Source organism: Eilatimonas milleporae, assembly GCF_003688555.1.
Classification (GTDB): domain Bacteria; phylum Pseudomonadota; class Alphaproteobacteria; order Sphingomonadales; family Kordiimonadaceae; genus Eilatimonas; species Eilatimonas milleporae.
In genome coordinates, this window is the sequence record NZ_REFR01000001.1 from 47,353 (window position 1) to 67,305 (window position 19,953).

The 19,953-nt window shown below is 63.3% G+C and carries 17 protein-coding genes; 12 read left to right on the forward strand and 5 right to left on the reverse strand.

Going from position 1 to position 19,953, the window contains the following annotated elements; all coding sequences use genetic code 11:
• The first annotated feature begins 171 nt into the window (after window positions 1–171).
• Complete coding sequence (locus BXY39_RS00200) at window positions 172–1,629, forward strand: aldehyde dehydrogenase family protein (RefSeq protein WP_121936832.1); 1,458 nt, start codon at window positions 172–174, stop codon at window positions 1,627–1,629.
• Window positions 1,629–2,375 (forward strand): hypothetical protein, encoded by a 747-nt coding sequence (locus BXY39_RS00205; RefSeq protein ID WP_121936833.1) that lies wholly within the window; start codon window positions 1,629–1,631, stop codon window positions 2,373–2,375. Before BXY39_RS00200 ends, BXY39_RS00205 begins: the two co-directional genes overlap by 1 nt.
• A gap of 79 nt (window positions 2,376–2,454) precedes the next feature.
• Here the strand turns inward: BXY39_RS00205 and BXY39_RS00210 are convergent, their stop codons facing one another.
• A complete protein-coding gene (locus tag BXY39_RS00210) occupies window positions 2,455–3,087 on the reverse strand; it encodes a thymidine kinase (RefSeq protein WP_121936834.1) in 633 nt (210 codons plus the stop codon).
• Between the two features lie 232 nt (window positions 3,088–3,319).
• Between BXY39_RS00210 and BXY39_RS00215 the strand changes: the two genes are divergently transcribed.
• The 4 genes from BXY39_RS00215 to BXY39_RS00230 all read left to right on the forward strand — a co-directional run bounded on the left by BXY39_RS00215 (window position 3,320) and on the right by BXY39_RS00230 (window position 10,302).
• Window positions 3,320–4,789: an adenosine deaminase family protein gene (locus BXY39_RS00215; RefSeq protein ID WP_121936835.1), complete on the forward strand. Its 1,470-nt coding sequence runs from the start codon at window positions 3,320–3,322 to the stop codon at window positions 4,787–4,789.
• 163 nt (window positions 4,790–4,952) lie between these two features.
• Complete coding sequence (locus BXY39_RS00220) at window positions 4,953–6,593, forward strand: hypothetical protein (protein ID WP_121936836.1); 1,641 nt, start codon at window positions 4,953–4,955, stop codon at window positions 6,591–6,593.
• Window positions 6,594–6,801: 208 nt separating this feature from the next.
• Window positions 6,802–7,866: a deoxyribose-phosphate aldolase gene (gene deoC / locus BXY39_RS00225; protein WP_121936837.1), complete on the forward strand. Its 1,065-nt coding sequence runs from the start codon at window positions 6,802–6,804 to the stop codon at window positions 7,864–7,866.
• Between the two features lie 27 nt (window positions 7,867–7,893).
• Complete coding sequence (locus BXY39_RS00230; RefSeq protein WP_121936838.1) at window positions 7,894–10,302, forward strand: aldehyde dehydrogenase family protein; 2,409 nt, start codon at window positions 7,894–7,896, stop codon at window positions 10,300–10,302.
• A 20-nt stretch (window positions 10,303–10,322) separates the two neighbouring features.
• Here BXY39_RS00230 and BXY39_RS00235 read toward each other — a convergent pair whose 3' ends face one another.
• The 4 genes from BXY39_RS00235 to upp form a co-directional block, all read right to left on the reverse strand.
• The gene (locus BXY39_RS00235; protein WP_121936839.1) at window positions 10,323–10,892 is read right to left on the reverse strand and encodes a PAS domain-containing protein; all 570 of its coding nucleotides are present in this window, start codon (window positions 10,890–10,892) and stop codon (window positions 10,323–10,325) included.
• Between the two features lie 111 nt (window positions 10,893–11,003).
• On the reverse strand, window positions 11,004–11,825 hold the full coding sequence (locus tag BXY39_RS00240) for a purine-nucleoside phosphorylase (protein WP_121936840.1): 822 nt from the start codon (window positions 11,823–11,825) through the stop codon (window positions 11,004–11,006).
• Between the two features lie 52 nt (window positions 11,826–11,877).
• Entirely contained in the window at window positions 11,878–12,432 is a 555-nt protein-coding gene (locus BXY39_RS00245; protein ID WP_121936841.1) for a phosphoribosyltransferase, read from the reverse strand.
• A 4-nt stretch (window positions 12,433–12,436) separates the two neighbouring features.
• Window positions 12,437–13,075: a uracil phosphoribosyltransferase gene (gene upp, locus BXY39_RS00250; protein WP_121936842.1), complete on the reverse strand. Its 639-nt coding sequence runs from the start codon at window positions 13,073–13,075 to the stop codon at window positions 12,437–12,439.
• A gap of 251 nt (window positions 13,076–13,326) precedes the next feature.
• Between upp and BXY39_RS00255 the strand changes: the two genes are divergently transcribed.
• From BXY39_RS00255 to deoA, 6 genes are read left to right on the forward strand one after another with little or no spacing between them, the layout of a single operon-like run.
• The gene (locus BXY39_RS00255) at window positions 13,327–14,331 is read left to right on the forward strand and encodes a BMP family lipoprotein (protein WP_211332015.1); all 1,005 of its coding nucleotides are present in this window, start codon (window positions 13,327–13,329) and stop codon (window positions 14,329–14,331) included.
• Between the two features lie 38 nt (window positions 14,332–14,369).
• Window positions 14,370–15,959 (forward strand): ABC transporter ATP-binding protein, encoded by a 1,590-nt coding sequence (locus BXY39_RS00260; protein WP_121936843.1) that lies wholly within the window; start codon window positions 14,370–14,372, stop codon window positions 15,957–15,959.
• A complete protein-coding gene (locus tag BXY39_RS00265; RefSeq protein WP_121936844.1) occupies window positions 15,956–17,089 on the forward strand; it encodes an ABC transporter permease in 1,134 nt (377 codons plus the stop codon). The genes BXY39_RS00260 and BXY39_RS00265 overlap by 4 nt, the downstream gene beginning before the upstream one ends.
• Window positions 17,089–18,060 (forward strand): ABC transporter permease, encoded by a 972-nt coding sequence (locus BXY39_RS00270; protein WP_121936845.1) that lies wholly within the window; start codon window positions 17,089–17,091, stop codon window positions 18,058–18,060. The genes BXY39_RS00265 and BXY39_RS00270 overlap by 1 nt, the downstream gene beginning before the upstream one ends.
• Complete coding sequence (locus tag BXY39_RS00275) at window positions 18,044–18,559, forward strand: cytidine deaminase (RefSeq protein ID WP_121936846.1); 516 nt, start codon at window positions 18,044–18,046, stop codon at window positions 18,557–18,559. The genes BXY39_RS00270 and BXY39_RS00275 overlap by 17 nt, the downstream gene beginning before the upstream one ends.
• Before the next feature lie 2 nt (window positions 18,560–18,561).
• Entirely contained in the window at window positions 18,562–19,944 is a 1,383-nt protein-coding gene (deoA, locus tag BXY39_RS00280; RefSeq protein ID WP_121936847.1) for a thymidine phosphorylase, read from the forward strand.
• The last annotated feature ends 9 nt before the right edge of the window (window positions 19,945–19,953 follow it).

Genomic DNA, 19,953 nt, shown 5'->3' on the forward strand with positions numbered 1-19,953 from the left:
CCAAACGTAAGGTGAACGTCCGTTTTCATGTCGGTTCGGCTGGACGCGGGCGCCGGCTTGGCGCATCTTGTCAGGCGGAAGTGGTGGGGATTTTACGGACGCATTTGCTTTTGACGGGCACCCCCCTTTTTATGAATGCATTTTTCGGCAATCCGGACAGAGGAGATATCGATGCGGATGCTCGATAGCCACTATATCGGCGGCCAGTGGGTTCGCGACCATGAGGAACGCCATCGTACCATCGTCAATCCGGCAACGGGCGAACCGTCGGGGCATATGCGCCTTGGCGATGCGGCGGATGTAGACAGGGCGGTGGCTGCGGCCCGCGCCGCTTTCGCCGCGTTTTCACGCACCACCCGCCAGGACAGGCTGGATCTGCTGGACGCCCTGATTGCCGAATATCAGGCGGCGATTGACGATATGGCCGCCCGCATCACCGAGGAAATGGGGGCACCGGCCGTATTTGCCCGCAAGGTCCAGGCACCGTCCGGTCTGGGACATCTGATGACGGCGCGGAAAATGCTCGAAACCTTTTCCTTCCATGAAGATCGCGGCTCCACCCGGGTTGCCCGGGAACCTGTCGGCGTTGTCGGTATGATCACGCCGTGGAACTGGCCGATCAACCAGATCACCTGCAAGGTGGCGCCGGCCATCGCCACCGGTTGCACAATGGTTTTAAAACCCAGCGAGGTTGCGCCATACAGCGCTGAACTGTTTGCCGAAATCGTCGACAGGGCCGGGGTGCCTGCCGGTGTATTCAACATGATATGGGGCGAAGGTCCGACTGTCGGGCAGGCCATTGCCGCTCACCCGGATGTGGACATGGTCTCGATCACTGGGTCCACCCGTGCCGGACGTGCCGTGCAGGCCGCCGGCGCCGATACGATCAAACGCGTGACCCAGGAACTGGGCGGCAAGTCCGCCAATATCCTGCTGGACGATCTGAGCGACGACGCGTTCGTATCGGCTGTCACGCGTGACACGCTCGGCGTCATGATGAACACGGGCCAGACCTGCACGGCCCGGACCCGTATGTTCGTACCGCGTGACAGGATGGACCGGGCGGCGGAGACCGCCGCCGCCGCCGCCGCAACCGTCGTCACCGGGGCGCCCGGTGACGCGGCCACGCAGATGGGCCCCATCTCGCACCGCGATCAGTATGAAAAGGTCCAAAGCCTGATTGAAAAGGGCATGGCCGAGGGCGCGCGGCTGGTGGCTGGTGGACCGGGCCGGCCGCAAGGGGCGCCGAACGGCGGTTTTTTCGTGCAGCCCACCGTGTTTGCCGATGTCACGCCGGACATGACCATCGCGCGCGAGGAGATATTCGGCCCCGTCTTGTCAATCCTGCCCTATGACAGCGAGGAAGAGGCGGTCGCCATGGCCAATGATTCCCCGTACGGACTGGCCGGCGCGGTCACGGCGGCGGATGCCGGGCGGGCGCGCGACGTGGCACAGAGCCTGCGCACCGGTATCGTCCATATCAATGGTGCGCCCAATGATATAACGGCTCCCTTCGGCGGCTATAAACAGTCCGGCAATGGCCGGGAATGGGGGGATTACGCCTTCCACGATTATCTGGAAGTCAAGGCAATCATGGGCTTCGCGGACGATGCCGGGCATGCGGCCTGATGCCTGACGGGGCGCCGGCGTCAAACCCGCACGGCAGGCGGCGCGTGGCGTCACGGCTGCATCTGTTTTTCAGCCGGGTGCACAAGCTGATGGGCCTGTTGCTGGTCGTGCAGTTTCTGTTCTGGACGACCAGCGGTGTGATCATGAGCTGGATCCCGATCCAGGAGGTGCGCGGCGAACATCTGCGCCGGCCGGCGGTGGATATCGCCGCCCCGCCACTGGACATCGTCAAGGCCCTTGCCAGGGTGGACGGGACCAGCGGCCTGCGGGAGATCACCCTGCGCGATATTGCCGGGCGCCATGTTATTGAAACGCGGTTTGCCGACGGCACCTGCGCCCTCATCGATATGGCGACGGGGCGTCGGATACCCGTTGATGCCACCCTGATCGCCGAGGCCGCGCGCGCTGCGTTCGCGCATGCGCCCCTGCCGTTGTCCATCGATCTGCTGGACCATGCGCCCATCGACTATCGCGGTCCTGTGCCGGTCTGGCGGGTCGCCATGGACGACGCGGATGGCACGGTGGCCTATCTGGACCCGGAAACCGCCCATCTCCGCGCTGTCCGCACGGATACGTGGCGGCTCTACGACTTTTTCTGGATGCTGCACATCATGGATTACGAAAGCCGGGATGATTTCAACAACCCGCTGATCATGACGGCATCGCTCAGCGCCGCCCTGTTTGTCTTAAGCGGGATCGCCCTGTTGATTTTCCGGTTGCGCCAGTCGGATTTCCGGCTGGTGTGATACCTGATCGCCCTGATCGCCCTGATCGCCCTGATCGCCCTGATCGCCCTGATCGCCCTGTGCCGGCCGGTGGGGCCAATCAGCCTTTATCCTTTTCACCGGGGGCGGCATTCATGGTGTCCGGACCGCTTTGCGGCCCGTACAGTTTTTCCATGAAATGCTTTCGGCAGAGCGCGATATAGCGGTCATTGCCGCCGATCTCGATCGACTGGCCCTCGCGCACGGCGCGGCCTTCGCCGTCGATCCGCAGGTTCATCGTCGCCTTCTTGCCGCAGGTGCAGATGGTCTTCAGCTCGTTCAGTTCATCCGCCAGCGCCATCAGCCATTTGCTGCCCTCGAACAGGTTGGCGCGGAAATCCGTGCGCAGTCCGTAACACAGCACGGGAATGCGCAGGCTGTCCGCAATGGCCGCCGCCTGGAACACCTGATCCTTTGACAGAAACTGTGCCTCGTCCACCAGCACGCAGTGCAGCGGGCGTGTCTTCAGGCTGTCCGTCACCACCGTAAACAGGTCCGTTGCCTCATCGAAGACCCGTGCCGTGGCCTCCAGTCCGATGCGCGATGAGATCACCGCTTCGCCGTAGCGGTCGTCGATCGCGGCGGTGAACAATATTGTGTTCATACCGCGTTCCTGATAGTTGAAACTCGATTGCAGCAAGGTGGTGGACTTGCCTGCGTTCATGGCGGAATAGTAAAAATACAGTTTGGCCATCGGCCTGAAGCATCCGTTGTCTGAAGCGTCCGTTATCCAAGGCCGGTTCGACCGGCTGTTTTGAAGCCGCGCGATCATAGGCAAGCGGCCCTGCAACGGCAAGGAGCAGGCTGCATGACGGATCGGCCGGTCCTGCGGCCGGTGGGATGACATCCCGGATACGAAGTCGGACATTCGGATACGAACGCCCGATACAAAGCCCGAATACAAAGGCGGGGGAGAGGCAAGCGTGATGAAACGCATCGCAAGGAAAGGCTTTGGCAGGCATGTTTGGGCTGCGGCGGGTCTTGCTGTCCGCCTTGTGGTCTGTATGGTGCTCGGCATCGGTGTGGCGGCCCCGGTCGCGGCGGATGAGGACGATGCCGCCCGCATGTTGCAGGTTGTGCGCGGCAACGGGCCGGAACTGCGTCGTTTCCTCCAGGCCTTTCCCAAGGGCGGCGAGCTGCACTCCCATCTTACCGGCGCCGTTTATGCCGAAACATGGCTGGACTGGGCGGCCGAAGACGACCTGTGCCTGGACAAGACCTATAAGTCCATCGTCATGCCCGGCAAGGGGGGCTGCGACGCGGACGGCGGGATCACTGCCGCCAATGCCCGGCTGATCGAGGATGCGCGCCGCACCTTTATCGACAGTGTCAGCCTGCGCAGTTTTCTGCCCTATGCGGGGTGGTCGGGACACAATCAGTTTTTCGCCACCTTCGCCCGGACCACGGCCAGGCCCGAACGCTTCGGCGATATGCTGGCCGCTGTTGCCGAGCGGGCCGCGCGGCAGAACATCCTGTATCTGGAACTGATGCATACCCTTGGCTTTGGCGATATTTTCCCCCTTGTCGGCGGGCTTGAAATGACGGGCGATGTGGCGGCGGATTACCGCACATTGATGGACAGCCCCTTCGGCGCGGCGCGCGGTGACCTTGTGGCCGGAATGCGCGGGCAGATCGCCGCGGCCTACGCCCGCAAGGACGCACTGCTCGGCTGCGGCACGGACGAGGCCAAAGCGGGCTGCGACGTGGAAATCCGCCTGCTGCATCAGGTGATACGCGAGTTTGAGCCCGCGCTGGTGTTCGCGCAATTCATCCTGGGCTGGGCCGCCGTGGCGGAAGAACCGGCCTATGTGGGGATGAATCTTGTGGCACCGGAAGACGGCTTTATCGCCCTGCGCGACTATACGCTGCACATGCGCATGATCGACCATCTGTACCGCAATGAAGGCGCGCGCAATGTGGCCCTGCACGCGGGCGAATTGACGCTGGGTCTGGTACGGCCCAAACAACTGCGCTTCCACATCCGCGAGGCGATTGAACTGGGCCATGCCAAACGCATCGGCCACGGTGTCGCCATTGCCTATGAGGATGACAGCCACGGCCTGCTGGCCCATATGGCCGAAAATGGCATTCTGGTCGAAATCAACCTGACCAGCAACGACGTGATCCTCGGGGTCGCGGGCAGTGATCACCCGTGGGCGCTGTACCGGGCGGCGGGTGTGCCGATGGCATTGTCCACTGATGATGAAGGGGTTTCGCGCATTGATCTGACGCACGAATATCAGCGCGCGGTCACAACATATAATCTCGGCTACGGCGATCTCAAAACGCTGTCGCGGGCCAGTATCGAGTACAGTTTTCTTGACCCCGAGGTCAAAGAGCGTCTTATGCTGACCCTTGAAGAGCGGTTTCGCCGTTTTGAGGCCGGCGCGCGTTGACCGCCCCGGCTGCAAACCGGGCGGCCGCAAACCATCCGACCGCAATCCATGACGCGCGGACCGCGCGATGCCCGTTTCCGTTTTTTGCCGACAAAACCCGATTTTAGCCCGATGGCCCAATTTTAGCCCGATGGCCCGATTTTAGCCCGATGGAAAGGCCTGTATGAGCGCAGATACCCGTCTTCAGGACCGTTCCGGCCCGCAGGATATTCTCAGCGCCGACCGCCCGTCCTCGCAACTGGCCGCGGATGTGAATGCCGGTTTTGCCTTCTTTCTCGATTGCGTGGTCAATCTGTTCGTTCTCTCGGGCCTGTTGATCGGCGCTTTCGGCTTCCCCGGCGAGATTGTTTTCGGCCGCATCATACCCGGCGCGATCGTCGGTATCCTGTTCGGCAACCTGGCCTATATCCGCTACGCCCGTCATCTGGCGAAAAAGACCGGCCAGGAAGGGCTCACCGCCATTCCGCAGGGCATCGACCTGCCGACGGTGCTGAGCATGGTGTTCTTCATCATGGGGCCGTTCTATGCCGAACAGCGTCTTGCCGTCGGGGATATGGCGGCGGCCACCGCCGCATGGCATGTGGGCATGGCCAGTGCCCTGTGGATGGCCGCCATCAAACTGGTTTTTTCTTTCTTCGGCCGTCTTATCCAGGATGGCCTGCCGCAAACCGCGCTGATCGGCGCGATGGCCGGTATTGCCACCGTATGGCTCGGGGCGGATGCTTTTCTCGGCATTTTCGAACTGCCGGAAGTGGGCATCGTGTCCCTCTTCATCATGGCCTTTGCGCTGATCGCCGGCCACCGTCTGCCTTACAGCCTGCCGGGGGCGATCCTGGCCATCGTGATGGGCACGCTGATCTATTACGCGCTGGCCGTCGGCGGTTTCGGCAACGGCTATGTGGTGCGCGAGCTGCCGCCGCTGGTCCCGGCCCTGCCGGTGCCCTCGCTGCTCGGCTTTGCCGGCCTGTTTGGCGAGGTGACGCGCTATCTCGGTCTGATCATTCCGCTGGCGCTTCTGATTGCCGCCAGCAGCGTCAATGTGGTGGCGGGCGCGCGGCTGATCGGCGATACCTATGACCCCCGCACCGTGGTGCGGATCGACGCGGCGTCGACCGCCGTCTCCGCGCTGTTCGGCGGGGTTGTGCAGACGACCCCCTATTTCGGCCACACCACATACAAACGCATGGGCGCGCGCACGGGCTATTCGCTGGGGGCCGCCGGCGTGATTGCCGTCGGCGGCTTCCTCGGCGTGATTGCGCTGGCCTCGCAGATGATTCCCGCCGCGGTGCTCAAACCGATCCTGGTGGTGGTGGCGTGCGATATCCTGCGTCTGGCATTCTCGTCCGGCGATGTGCGCCATGCACCTGCATTGCTGTTCGCGCTGGTGCCGGCCATTCTCAATTACACCCACACCAAGGTGTCCGAGCTTTACGGCCTGATGGATACGGCGGCCCGCGAGCTGCTTTCGGCGGACTGGGCACTGTCCTATATTCTGCTCGGGACCATGTCGCGCGGATATATCCTGACCAGCATGATCTGGGCGGCCATGCTGGTCTGGATCATTGACGGCAGGATGAAACGTGCGGCCACCGCCGCTTTCGCCGCCGGGGCCCTGACGCTGTTCGGGATCATCCATTCGGTGCTGCCGTCGTCCGGTATGTATGTGCCGTGGGCCATGCCCGATCTTGGCGGTGCGGAACTGATGGGATACCGGCTGGCTTTGGGCTATGCTGTGGCGGGCACCATGCTGATTTTGTTCGGCATCATCAGGCGAAAGCCGATGTCAGGTACAGCGTCGTCGTGACGGCGATCCGGGCAATGGCCCGGAAAGCGGATCGGAAAGCGCACCGGGAAATACACCGGGCACTGGTCCAGACAGGTGTGCGAAAGCCGGTGTTCGGTCTGTTGACTAATTCTTGACCAACCGGTCAGATTTCTGCCATGACCGTTCGCCGGTATCGCAGTATTTGCCGAAGACACGAAGCTATGCACCGGGACGATTGGAACCGACCATGACCGCATACGGTACAGCGCAAGACGCAGACAGCCAGGCCCAAGCTCTGGATCGGGCCCCGGCCAATGACCGCGCCGGCGATACGCAAAACCCCGTTTTGCCGGGCGCGGACCGGCACCGGCCCAATCAGGGCACGGATTTTCACGGGGACTGGCTGGACGGCATTCGTGTCAACAAAAGCGCGGTGGAACGCCGCACCGCCAGCCTGCCGGGTCGCCGCGCGGTCAAGAAAGAGGCGCAGACCGCCTTCCTCTTGAAAGCCATAAGCTGCATTGACCTGACGACCCTTGCCGGCGATGACACGCCTGGCCGTGTCCGCCGACTGTGCGCCAAGGCCAAAGGGCCCGTGCGTCCGGATATTCTGGAAAAATTCGGCGTTGCCGACATCGGCCTGACCACGGGAGCCGTCTGTGTCTATCATCAGATGGTCCCGACAGCGGTCAGCGCCCTGAGCGGCAGCGGTGTGCCCGTGGCGGCGGTGTCAACGGGCTTTCCGGCGGGTCTCGCCCCCATGGAGACACGGCTGGAGGAAATTCGCCGGTCCGTCGCCGCCGGTGCGGGCGAGATCGACATTGTCGTCACCCGGGCCCATGTGCTGACCGGTAACTGGCAGGCCCTGTATGACGAAGTGCGCGCCTTCAAGGAAGCGTGCGGCCCTGCGCTGATGAAAACCATCCTTGCAACCGGCGAGCATGGCAGCCTGACACAGGTGGCGAAGGCGTCGCTTACCGCGATGATGGCGGGCTCCGACTTCATCAAGACATCGACGGGGATGGAGGGCATCAATGCCACCATGCCGGTTTCTCTGGTCATGGTGCGGCAGATCCGTGACTTTGCCGACCGCACCGGCATCAGGGTCGGCTACAAGCCCGCCGGCGGCATCCGGACCGCCAAGGACGCCGTGAATTACCTTGTCCTGATGAAAGAGGAACTGGGCCGCCGCTGGCTGGAGCCGGACCTGTTCCGCTTCGGTGCGTCCAGCCTGCTCGGCGATATCGAGCGTCAGTTGGAATATCATGCCTTTGGCGGCTATTCCGCCGACTACCGTCATGCCATGGCGTAAGACGCATGGCTGTCAGGGGAAGACATCATGACCGTTCGCGAACAGTTTGAGACAATGGACTATGGCCCGGCACCCGAGGCCCGCGACAAGGCCGATGCGTGGCTGACGGACCGCGCGCGCCGTTTCGGTCTTTTCATCGGCGGTGCCTGGGTGCTGCCGGACGGCGCCGACACCCTGCCGTCCCATGCGCCCGCGACGGGGGAAAAGCTCGCCGACATCACCATCGCGGACAAAGGGCAGGTCGACGCCGCCGTCGCCGCCGCGCGCGCGGCGCAAGGGACATGGGCAGCGCTCGGCGGGCACGGCCGGGCCCGCTATCTTTATGCGCTGGCGCGGCTGGTCCAGAAGCATTCGCGTCTTCTGGCGGTGATCGAATCCCTCGACAACGGCAAGCCGATCCGCGAGAGCCGCGACATCGACATACCGCTCGCCGCGCGTCACTTCTATCATCACGCGGGCTGGGCGCAGCTGATGGATGAGGAATTTCCCGGCTTTGAACCGCTGGGGGTGGCGGGGCAGGTGATCCCGTGGAACTTTCCGCTGCTGATGCTGGCGTGGAAGGTGGCCCCGGCGCTTGCCGCCGGCAACACCGTGGTGCTGAAACCGGCGGAATTTACTTCCCTCAGCGCGCTGAAGTTCGCCGAACTGGCCGAAGAGGCCGGCCTGCCACCCGGTGTCCTGAACATCGTCACCGGCGCGGGCGAGACGGGCGCGCATGTGGTCGGGGCGGACGTGGACAAGGTCGCCTTCACCGGTTCGACCGAGGTGGGCAAGATCATTCGCCGTGCCATCGCGGGCACGGGTAAGAAGCTGACGCTGGAACTTGGCGGCAAGTCGCCGTTCATCGTCTTTGAGGACGCCGATATTGACGGTGCCATCGAAGGCTTGGTGGACGCCATCTGGTTCAATCAGGGGCAGGTGTGTTGCGCCGGGTCGCGCCTCCTTGTGCAGGAGGGCATTGCCGACCGTTTTTACACCAAGCTGAAACACCGCATGTCCATGCTGCGGGTGGGCGACAGCCTCGACAAATGTGTCGATATCGGCGCGGTGGTCGACGCGGTACAGCGGGACCGTATCGCCAGTCTCGTCCAGCAGGGTGAGAACGAGGGCGCGACCGTGTGGCAGGCCCCGTGTGAACTGCCTGGCGACGGGATTTTCTACCCGCCGACGCTGGCCACCGATGTGGGCACGGACAATGTGCTGATCCGCGAGGAGGTGTTCGGCCCCGTCCTCGCCTCCATGACGTTCCGCACGCAGGCCGAAGCCGTGGCGCTTGCCAACAACACGCGGTACGGCCTCGCCGCGTCCGTCTGGTCGGAAAGCCTGTCCCGCGCACTCGAAGTGGCGCCCGCGTTGAAGGCCGGCGTCGTCTGGATCAATGGCACCAATATGTTCGATGCCGCGGTCGGCTTCGGCGGATACCGTGAATCCGGCTTTGGCCGCGAGGGCGGGCGCGAAGGCATGGCCGCCTATCTGCGGCCGGCGTTCGAGGCCCGGCTGAAACCGGTGAAATCCGTCGACATCCCGGCCCGCATCGAACCGCCCAGGGCGGTGACGGGCATGATCCCCGTGGACCGTACGGCCAAGCATTATATCGGCGGCAAACAGGCCCGGCCCGACGGCGGCAATTCAATGGTCGTCGCGGACGCGAAAGGCCGCTTTGCCGGTGTGGTGGGCGAAGGCAACCGCAAGGACATCCGCAACGCGGTCGAGGCCGCTTACAAGGCGCGCGGCTGGGCGGCCAGCACATCGCATCTGAAAGCGCAGATCCTCTATTACATCGCTGAAAATCTGGGCTACCGTTCGGATGAGTTCGAGGCGCGGCTGCGCACTCTGACGGGGGCCGACGCCGGTGCCGCCAAGGATGAGGTACAGGCGTCGATCGACCGTCTGTTCCGCGCGGCGGCGGTGGCCGACAAGCACGAAGGCACGGTGCATGAGCCGCCCATGCGTGGTGTCGCCATCGCCATGAAGGAAGCTGTCGGCGTGCTCGGCATCGTCTGTCCGGAAGAGGCGCCGCTCCTGGCCTTTGTCACGCTCATGGGCCATGCCGTTGCCGCCGGCAACACCGCCATACTCTTGCCCAGTGAGCGTTACGGCCTGATCGCCACGGATTTTTACCAGCTTCTCGAAACCTCCGATGTGCCCGGCGGCGTGGTCAACATCGTGACCGGTCCGAAGCAGGCGCTGGCCATGGAACTGGCCAGACATCTGGGTGTGGACGGGCTGTGGTACTTTGGCGCCGAAACGGACGAGGCGGCGATTGAGACCGCCGCCACCGACAATATGAAACGCACATGGCTTGCCTGCGGCAAGGCCTATGACTGGGCGGACACGTCGCGCCTGTCCAGCCGCCTGCTGATGGATCGCGGAATCGAGATCAAGAATATCTGGGTGCCCTACGGCGACCGGAATGAGGGTGGCAAGTCCTACTGATCGTGACAGGGCCGGCCTTGTCAGGCCGCTTGTGTCAGGTTGATGGTGCCGAACGGCGTGTCGCTCGGCAGGCCGTGCCCGATATCCAGAAGCCAGAACCCCGATGTTTCGCCCAGCATCAGACTGTCCAGGCTGCGCGGTTCGCTCAGGAAAGGGGAATCGCCCGTTCCCTCCATCGTGATAATGCCGATGATCCTGTTGATGGCGCCTGAATCGTCGCTCAACGGCAGATAAAGGCTCTGATAATAGCCGTGAATCTTGTCACTCGAGAAGGTGGCCCGGTCCGTCAGGGCGCCGCAGGGGTGGCCGGTGATTTTTTCGAACAGCATCCGATACCGGCTTCTGTCCGCGCCGTAGGTGTCAAAAAGGTTCAGGCCGGTCAGGGACGCGTTCTGGATGTCCTCGATGCCCGTGCCGGCAAGACGGATAGTGACTTCTTCCTCGGCTTTGAGGTCGGCAATGAAAATCCACGGCAGCAGTTTGACGATTTGCCGGGGTGCGATCGCATTATGATGGGGCAGGCCAAAGTCATGCCTCGGCAGGGACAGATAATAATTCAGAAACTGACGCTGGCGCGCACCCACGGGCATAACTTCGCTCCAATAAAGACTGAACTCTTCGTGGAACTATAGAAAAATGCCGGGGATGCCCCCAAGAATACGCGACGCTTATCTTTCCCGCGCGCGCAGTCTGCAAATCTTTCAGCTAATGCGTGTCAGGAATCGTCTTAGAAGTTTTTCCAGATTTACTGATGCGAGTGCACCATACTCTATGGTTTCTTCATGGCTGAGCGCATTGCCCGTCATACCGGCGGCAAAATTGGTTATGGAACTGATTCCCACCACGCGCAGACCGCAGTGCCGCGCTGCCAGGCATTCCGGCACGGTGGACATGCCCACCGCATCCGCGCCCAGCGTCCGGAAGGCGTGAATCTCCGCCGGCGTTTCGAAATTCGGCCCCTTCGTCATCAGATATACGCCGTCATGCAGATCGATGTGCAGGGCATTGGCGGCCCGGCGCAATATGTCCGTCAGCTCCGGGTCCCAGGCGTTGGTCACATCCGGAAACCGGGGGCCGAAACGATCGTCATTGGGGCCGGCCAGCGGACTGATTCCGGATAGGTTGATGTGGTCGGTAATGGCCATCAGACTGCCGGGACCGGCCTGTTCCTTCAGGCTGCCCGCGGCATTGGTCAGGATCAGCGTTTTGACGCCAAGCGCCCACAGAAGCCGCACACCGTGCACAAGTTTGTCGGGTGCATGGCCTTCATAGGCGTGGGCGCGGCCCTGCATGCAGATAACCGGATTACCGTCCAGCGTGCCGATCAGCATGCGCCCGGAATGTCCCTCGACCGTCGGTTTGGGGAAATGGGGCAGGTCCCCGTAGGAAAGAACGGTCGCATCCTGAACCGAATCCGCCAGACTGTTGAGGCCGCTGCCCAGGACCATGGCCGTTTCCGGTATCGGGCCGCCATGCTTCGCGCGCACATAGTCGGCGCAGGCCGTCACCTCGTCGTATGACATTGTCGCTCTACTCCCCCAAAAGCCCTTAAAAAGGATCGCGTCGGTATCGTCTTCAGACGGCGATGTCCGGCAGCTCCAGACCCTTTTGGGTCCGGATTTCCTCTTTGCTCAGACCGCTCAGTTCATGCGGAAAGACCAGCCAGTCGTCCGTCTCATGGCAATAATAATCCGGTTTCAGGTCAGTTACGTTGCGGACCGGTTTGTAAAAGACCGTCGCGATCTTGATCACTTCCGGTGTGTTGCGGCGACATTTTTCCCGCAGGCGGTTGATGATGGCATCGATCGAGCGGCCGGAATCAAACACATCGTCCACGATCAGCAGGCTGTCTTCGGCATTTATGGTGCTGATGATATATTCCAGACCGTGGACCTTGACTTCCTTCTGCTGCTGCATGCCGACATAGCTGGATGTCCGGATCGCGATATGATCGGTTTTGACCCCGTAATAATCCAGGATTTCCTGAACGGCGATGCCGGTCGGCGTGCCGCCGCGCCAGACACCGACGATGAACTTGGGCCGAAATCCGCTTTCAAGGACCTTCAGGCCCAGCCGGAAGGAATCCGTCAGCAGATCCTGCGCGGTCACATAGGTCTTCACGATATCCATGGGGTCAAGCCTTCTTGGTGCCGAACAGTCGGTCCCCCGCATCGCCCAGCCCCGGTACGATATATCCGTGGTCGTCCAGGCTGTAATCGATGGCGGCCGTGACCACCGGTACGTCCGGGTGGGCCTTGGTAAAGGTCTCCACGCCTGCGGGCGCCGCCAGCAGACATACGAATTTCAGGTCCCTGGCACCGGCCTTCTTGATCTCGTCGATCGCGTATGCGGCGGAATTTCCGGTCGCCAGCATCGGGTCCAGAACGATCGTGCGGCGCTGGTCAAGATTGCCGGGTGTTTTGAAATAGTATTTTTCCGGTTTCAGGGTGATCTCATTGCGTGACAGGCCGATCTGACCGACTCGCGCCGACGGCGCCAGCTCCAGCATGGGTGCCAGCAGACCGTCGCCGGCCCGCAATACCGAAATGAAGGCCAGCTTCTTGCCGTAGATAACCGGTGCTTCCATGGTACTGACCGGTGTTTCGATCGGCACGCGACCCAATGGCAGGTCCGACATGGCCTCATACCCCAGAAACAGGCCGATTTCCCAGAGCAGCTTGCGGAATTCCGCGGTGCTGGCCTGTTTGCGGCGCAACAGCGTCAATTTGTGCTGTACCAGTGGATGCTCCACAACAGTGATGTTTCCGCTCATGGGCACGTCTCCCCCTGTCCTGCGGTGTAATATCTTATGGCTCTTATGGGCTGTCCTACACGCGATTTCCGTCAGCCAAAGGTTTGAATAAGCGGTGACCCGGCCTTTGTCGACCCGTTGCCGTCGTGCTTTAGCGCAGCTTGCCGATATGCTAAAGAAAAATGATTGACCAAAGGGTCAGGTTTTGTTTGGCTGATCTCTTGTTTTCGGGGCTTTTTTCTGCTTTATCGCGCGGTGATCGGAAGGGGCTGATGACGGCACGATTTTGTATTTGCATCTGTATGCTGCTGATGGCGGCCGGTTTGTCCGGCGGCATTGCCTCCGCGCGCGATTTTCAGCCCGTGCTTCTGTACGATATCGGCGGCAAGTTCGACAGCAGCTTCAACGAGGCGGCCTTCCGGGGCGCCGACGCCTTCCGGGCCGAGACGGGCATTGCCTACCGCGAGTTCGAACCGACCAGTGAAACCCAGTATGAGCAGGCGCTGAAACGGTTTGCCCGGCGCAAGGCGGATTTGATCGTCTCCGTCGGCGTCGGCTATGCGGTCGCCATCCGCAATGTCGCCCACCAGTTTCCCGATGTGCGCTTTACCGTGCTGGATGCGGTGATCGATCTGCCCAATGTGCAATCCATCACCTTCCGCGAAAATGAGGGATCTTTCCTTGTCGGTGTGATCGCCGGCCTGAAAAGTCAGACCGGCAGGATAGGGTTCATGGGGGGCATGGATATTCCGCTGATCCGCCGGTTCGGACGCGGCTTTGCCGAAGGGGCGCGCTATGTCCGTCCGGATATCGATATGGTTGAAAACTATATCGGCACCACACCGGTGGCCTGGAATGACCCCATCCGGGCGGCGGAACTGGCATTGGCGCAGTACACGCGCGGGGTCGACATCATTTTCGCCGCCGCCGGACCGTCGGGTCTCGGCGTCATTCAGGCGGCGCGCGACAGCGGGCGTTTTGCCATCGGCGTGGACAGCAATCAGAATGGCGTCGCGCCGGGCCATGTGCTCACCTCCATGATGAAGCGCGTGGATCTGGCCGTGTATGACGCCATGACAGAGGCGCACAGCGATCAGTGGACGGCGGGGCATGAAATCCGCGGCTTGAGGGAAGAGGGTGTCGGCTATGCCCTGGACGAGCATAACGCCGCCCTCATTCCCGAGGCGATGCGCAGACGTGTGGAGGATATCCGCGCGCGAATCATCAGCGGCGATATCATCGTCGGTGATACGGCCGGTGCCAATGTCAGCCATTAGAGCACTCCGTCGCGAACCGCGGAAAAAGTGGGGTTCCCATGCACCGGTCCGATAGCCCCGGCGGCACTGCGGTGCCTGTTGCCCCCGATGCGACATCTGACGTCGCCATTGAAGCCAAATCGCTGAGCAAACGGTTCGGCGATGTGCAGGCCAATGACGCCGTTTCACTGTCCGTGCAAGGCGGTACCGTGCACGGCATTGTCGGGGAAAACGGCGCCGGCAAGTCGACGCTGCTGAAGATGCTGTTCGGCTTTTACCGTCCCGACGGCGGCACCCTGTCCGTTCGCGGGCGGCCGGTCACCTTCCACAGCCCCGCCGATGCCATGGCTGTGGGCGTCGGCATGGTCCACCAGCATTTCATGCTGGTCGAACCCTTCACCGTTCTGGAGAATATCATTCTGGGTGTTGAGGGCGGGCGCCGTCTCGACCGCGCCATGGCCGCCGCGCGGGAAAATCTGCACGCTCTTGAACAGCGCTTCGGGTTTGACATTCCTCTTGATGTTCCCGTTGCCGGCCTGCCCGTCGGGGTCCGCCAGCGCGCAGAAATCCTCAAGGCCCTGTACCGGGGCGCGGACATTCTGATCCTGGACGAGCCGACGGCCGTGCTCACGCCTCAGGAAAGCGATCAGCTGTTCGCCCTGATCCGCGAATTGAAGGGACAGGGCAAGACCGTTCTGTTCGTCACCCACAAGCTGGACGAGATCATGGCCGTGACCGACCGGGTGACGGTCATGCGGGCCGGACGCGTGGTCGCCGATCTGGAGACAGTCGCCACTTCCGCCGATGCCCTTGCCGAAGCCATGGTGGGCACGCGGGTGACGCGTGCCGTCGTCGCCGACGAGACCCATGGCGGGGCCGTCCGCCTCAGCCTTGAAAATGTTTCCTGTGCAAGCGGCTCGGCGCGGGGCTTGCACGATGTGTCCTTCGACCTGCACGATCACGAGGTCCTCGGCATCGCCGGTGTTGCCGGTAACGGGCAGACCGAATTGCTGGAGGTGATCACCGGCCTGCGCGCGGTCGATCAGGGCCGCGTCCTGTTTTCCGACGTCGAGATCGCGGGGCCGTCCGGTGGTACGGACCCTGTTGCCCTCAGACGGATGGGCATGGCCCATGTACCCGAGGACCGTCTGAAGACCGGCGTGGTGGAAAGCATGACGGCGCGGGAAAATATCATCCTCGGCTATCAGCGGGAGGAGGATGTCAGCGCCGGTGGCACGCTCCTGAAGCGCGGCGATATTGCCGCCATGGCCGATCGTATGTTCGCGGCACAGGATGTGCGGCCGCGCAATCCCGGCCTGCCGATCGGCGCTTTTTCCGGCGGCAATCAGCAGAAAATCGTCATCGCCCGCGAGCTGGCGCGTCAACCGGCGCTGCTGGTGATCGGACAGCCGACGCGCGGCGTCGACATCGGCGCGGTGACCCGCATTCACGACCAGATCATCGCGCTCAGAAATGCCGGCAGGGCGGTGCTGGTCGTCTCGGCCGACCTGGACGAGCTGATCGCCATATCCGACCGCATCGCCGTCATGGCCGAAGGGCGGATCACCGGCATCCTGCCCGTGAACAGGGCGGAAGAAAAGACACTCGGCCTGATGATGGCCGGCCGGTCCATGGAGACCGCGTTATGATCGCCCGACGCAGACTGCCCTTCGTGCTGGAAGTCGTGGTGCTGCCGGGGCTCAACCTGCTGGCGGCATTCCTGGTGTCCGGCCTCTTCGTCTGGGCCCTGGGCGAGGACCCGTTCGAGGCGCTCGGCCTGCTGGTCTACGGCGCCTTCGGCTTTCAGGAGGCGATCGGTTACAGCCTCTATTACGCCACCAATTTCATTTTCACCGGGCTCGCGGTGTCGATTGCCTATCACGGCGGTCTCTTTAACATCGGCGGCGAGGGACAGGCCATGCTGGGCGGTCTCGGTCTGACGCTGGCGGCCTTTCTGTTCGGCGGGGTGTCGCCGTTTCTCGCGATTGTGATGGCGGTTCTGTTCTCGGCGCTGTTCGGGGCGGCCTGGGCGGCGGTGCCGGCCTATCTCCAGGCGCGTCGGGGCAGCCATATCGTCATCACCACCATCATGTTCAACTTCATCGCCGCGTCCCTGCTCGCCTATCTGCTGGTCGGTCCCCTGCAGCGCCCTGGCGGTCAGATGCCGGAAAGCGCCGATTTTCCCGAAGGCGTGCATCTGGCCCATGTGCATGACCTGCTGGCCCGTCTGGGCATCGCCTTTGAAAGCAGCCCCCTCAATGTTTCGATCCTGATCGCGCTGGCCTGCGCGGTGGCCGTGTGGTTCCTCCTGTGGCGCACGCGGTTCGGCTATGAGCTGCGCGTGGTCGGGCAAAACCCCGATGCCGCCCGCTATGCCGGGATCGCGGTGGACCGCATGACCATTCTGGTCATGCTGATCGCCGGCGGTCTCGCCGGTATGATGGGGCTCAACGAACTGCTGGGCGAACAGCTGCGGCTGCTTGGCAATTTCACCCTGGGCTACGGCTTTGTCGGCATTGCCGTCGCCTTCATGGGGCGCAATCACCCGGTGGGTATCGTACTGGCGGCGCTGTTGTTCGGCGCGCTCTATCAGGGCGGGGCGGAACTGGCTTTCGAAATGTCCGAGGTCACCCGCGATCTGGTGGTGCTGATCCAGGGGGTGGTCATCCTGTTCGCCGGTGCCATGGAACATCTGTTCCGCGATCCGGTAGCGGCGGCCTACCGGCGCTGGACCAGCGGCCGTGTACAAAGCCGTGTACAAAGTCGGGGGGCGGCCTGATGGATCTGTTCGCCGATATCCTGCTGCTGGCGGATTCCACCTTCCGCACGGCGACACCGCTGGTCCTGGCGGCACTTGCCGGGTTGGTTGCCGAACGGGCCGGGGTTGTCGACATCGGGCTTGAGGGCAAGATGCTGGGCGCGGCCTTTGCCGCCGGTGCCGCCGCCGCCCTGACCGGGTCCGCCTGGGCCGGTCTTCTGGCGGGGATTGTCCTGTCCGTCCTGTTGTCGCTGCTGCACGGTTATGTCGCCATCACCCAGCGCGGCAATCAGATTGTCTCGGGCATGGCGATCAATATCGCCGTGGCCGGTCTGGCGCCGTCGCTCGCCAACAGCTGGTTTCACAAGGGCGGGCAGACGCCGCTGCTGATGAGTGACGCCCGCTTTGCCGCGATCCGGCTGCCCCTTGCCGACCTGATGGCCGGTGTGCCCCTGATCGGGCCCGTCTATGTCGAAGTGGTGTCCGGCCACAATCTCATCACCTATGCCACCGTCGCGGTGGTGCCGCTGGTGGCCTGGGGCCTGTACGGCACACGCTTCGGCCTGCGCCTGCGGGCCGTGGGCGAAAACCCGGAAGCGGTGGACACCGCCGGCATTTCGGTCGCGGGCCTCAGATACGGTGCCCTGATGATCAACGGTTTTCTCTGCGGTCTTGCCGGAACGGTGCTGTCCACCGGTCTCGGTGCCAGCTTTGTCCGTGACATGTCCGCCGGCAAGGGTTTCCTGGCGCTGGCGGCGATGATTTTCGGCAAATGGCGGCCCGTGCCCACATTGCTGGCCTGTCTTCTGTTCGGATTTGTCGATGCGCTTCAGGGACGCCTTCAGGGCACGCCCTTGCCCTTGATCGGGGAAATCCCCGTCCAGTTTACGCTGATGCTGCCCTATATTCTGACGGTGGTCATTCTGGCCGGCTTTGTCGGCCGCATCGATCCGCCGCGCGCGAGCGGGGTACCGTATGAAAAAGATCGCTAGGACCCGAGACGATGAGCCCGAAACCCATGACGTCAAAACCCATGACGCAAAAATCCATCACGCCAAAAACATGACCCGTGATAACGATCTGACGGCCCTGATCGCGGCGGCCGTGGCGGCGCGGCAGACCGCTTATGCGCCCTATTCCAATCACCCGGTCGGTGCTGCCGTGCGCACCGTGGACGGGCGTGTCTTTGCCGGCTGCAATGTGGAAAACGCCGCCTACCCGCTCGGCAACTGCGCCGAGGCGGGCGCGGTCTCCGCCATGGTGCTTGCGGGCGCACGGGCACTGGATCATGTGGTCGTCGTCGGACCGACCACCGGCGAGGCCTGCACGCCCTGCGGCGGTTGCCGCCAGGTCCTGCGCGAATTTGCCGTGCCGGGGGCCGGCGTGACGATTTGCGGACCCGATGGCACTGTGCTGTTGCGCACCACATGCGGCGATCTGCTGCCGCATTCTTTCGGCCCGGCCAATGTGGGCGAGGTCAGGGGGGAATGAACATGGCCACTTTTCTGCCGCAGGAAATCATTCGTCTCAAGCGCGACGGCGTCGCCCTCACCGAAGCGCAGATCGACCGTTTCGTGAAAGGCATCGCCGATAACAGCGTGACCGATGCACAGATCGCCGCATTCGCCATGGCGGTGTTTCTGAACGGGATGACCGCCGGGGAGGGCGCTGCCCTGACCCTGGCCATGCGCGATTCCGGCGATGTGATGGACTGGACGCGGTTCGGTTTTGACGTGGACGCGCCGATCGTCGACAAGCATTCGACCGGCGGCGTTGGTGACAAGGTCAGCCTCATGCTGGCGCCGATCGTTGCCGCCTGCGGCGGTTTTGTACCGATGATTTCGGGGCGCGGGCTCGGCCATTCCGGCGGGACCCTGGACAAGCTGGAAGCCGTGCCCGGCTATGACCCCTATCCGCCGACGGACCGTTTCGCCGCGATCACCCGCGATGTGGGCTGTGCCATTATCGGCCAGACCGGGCAGCTGGCGCCTGCCGACAAACGCTTTTACGCTGTGCGCGATGTGACCGGTACGGTGGAATCCGTGCCCTTGATCACGGCCTCCATCCTGTCGAAAAAGCTGGCGGCGGGGCTGAATGCCCTGGTGATGGATGTCAAGGTCGGCAACGGTGCCTTCATGGCGACGCTGGAGGACGGGCGCCGCCTGGCCGACAGCATCGTCGCGGTGGCCGGGGCGGCGGGCACGCCGGTCACGGCGCTGTTGACCGATATGAACGAAGTCCTCGGCCGCACCGCCGGCAACGCCGTTGAAATGCTGGAGGCGGTCGAATTCCTGCGCAATCCGGCCGTGGCCGAGCCACGCCTGCGTGAGGTGACACTGGCGCTTGCCGCGCATATGCTGATGCTGTCCGGTGTGGTGTCTGCCCCGGATGATGCGGCGGCAAGGGTGGCAGGCGCGCTCGACGGCGGTGCGGCGGCGGAGGTTTTCGCCCGCATGATCGCGGCACAGGGCGGCCCGGCCGATTTTGTCGAGCGGGCGGCGGCGCATCTGCCGCTCGCGCCCGTGGTGCTGCCGGTGACGCTGGGCCGGGCCGGCTTTATCGCGGCCATGGACACCCGGGCCATCGGCATGGCCGTTGTCGCCCTGGGTGGCGGACGGACGGACCCGGCCCAGGCCGTCGATCACGGTGTCGGCCTGTGCGATGTGCGCGGGTGCGGGACATATGTGTCGGCGGATGACCCCGTGGCCATCGTTCATGCCCGCAGTGACGCGGCGGCGGCGGATGCGGCCGCGGCGGTGCGGAATGCCGTCCGCCTGTCCGCGACGGCGCCGGTCCCCGTGCCGGTTGTCGCCGCGACGATCAGCGGGGCGGATGCGGGCCCGGTAGCTCCGGCTGTCACGGGCGCAAACAGGTAAGGGATAAGA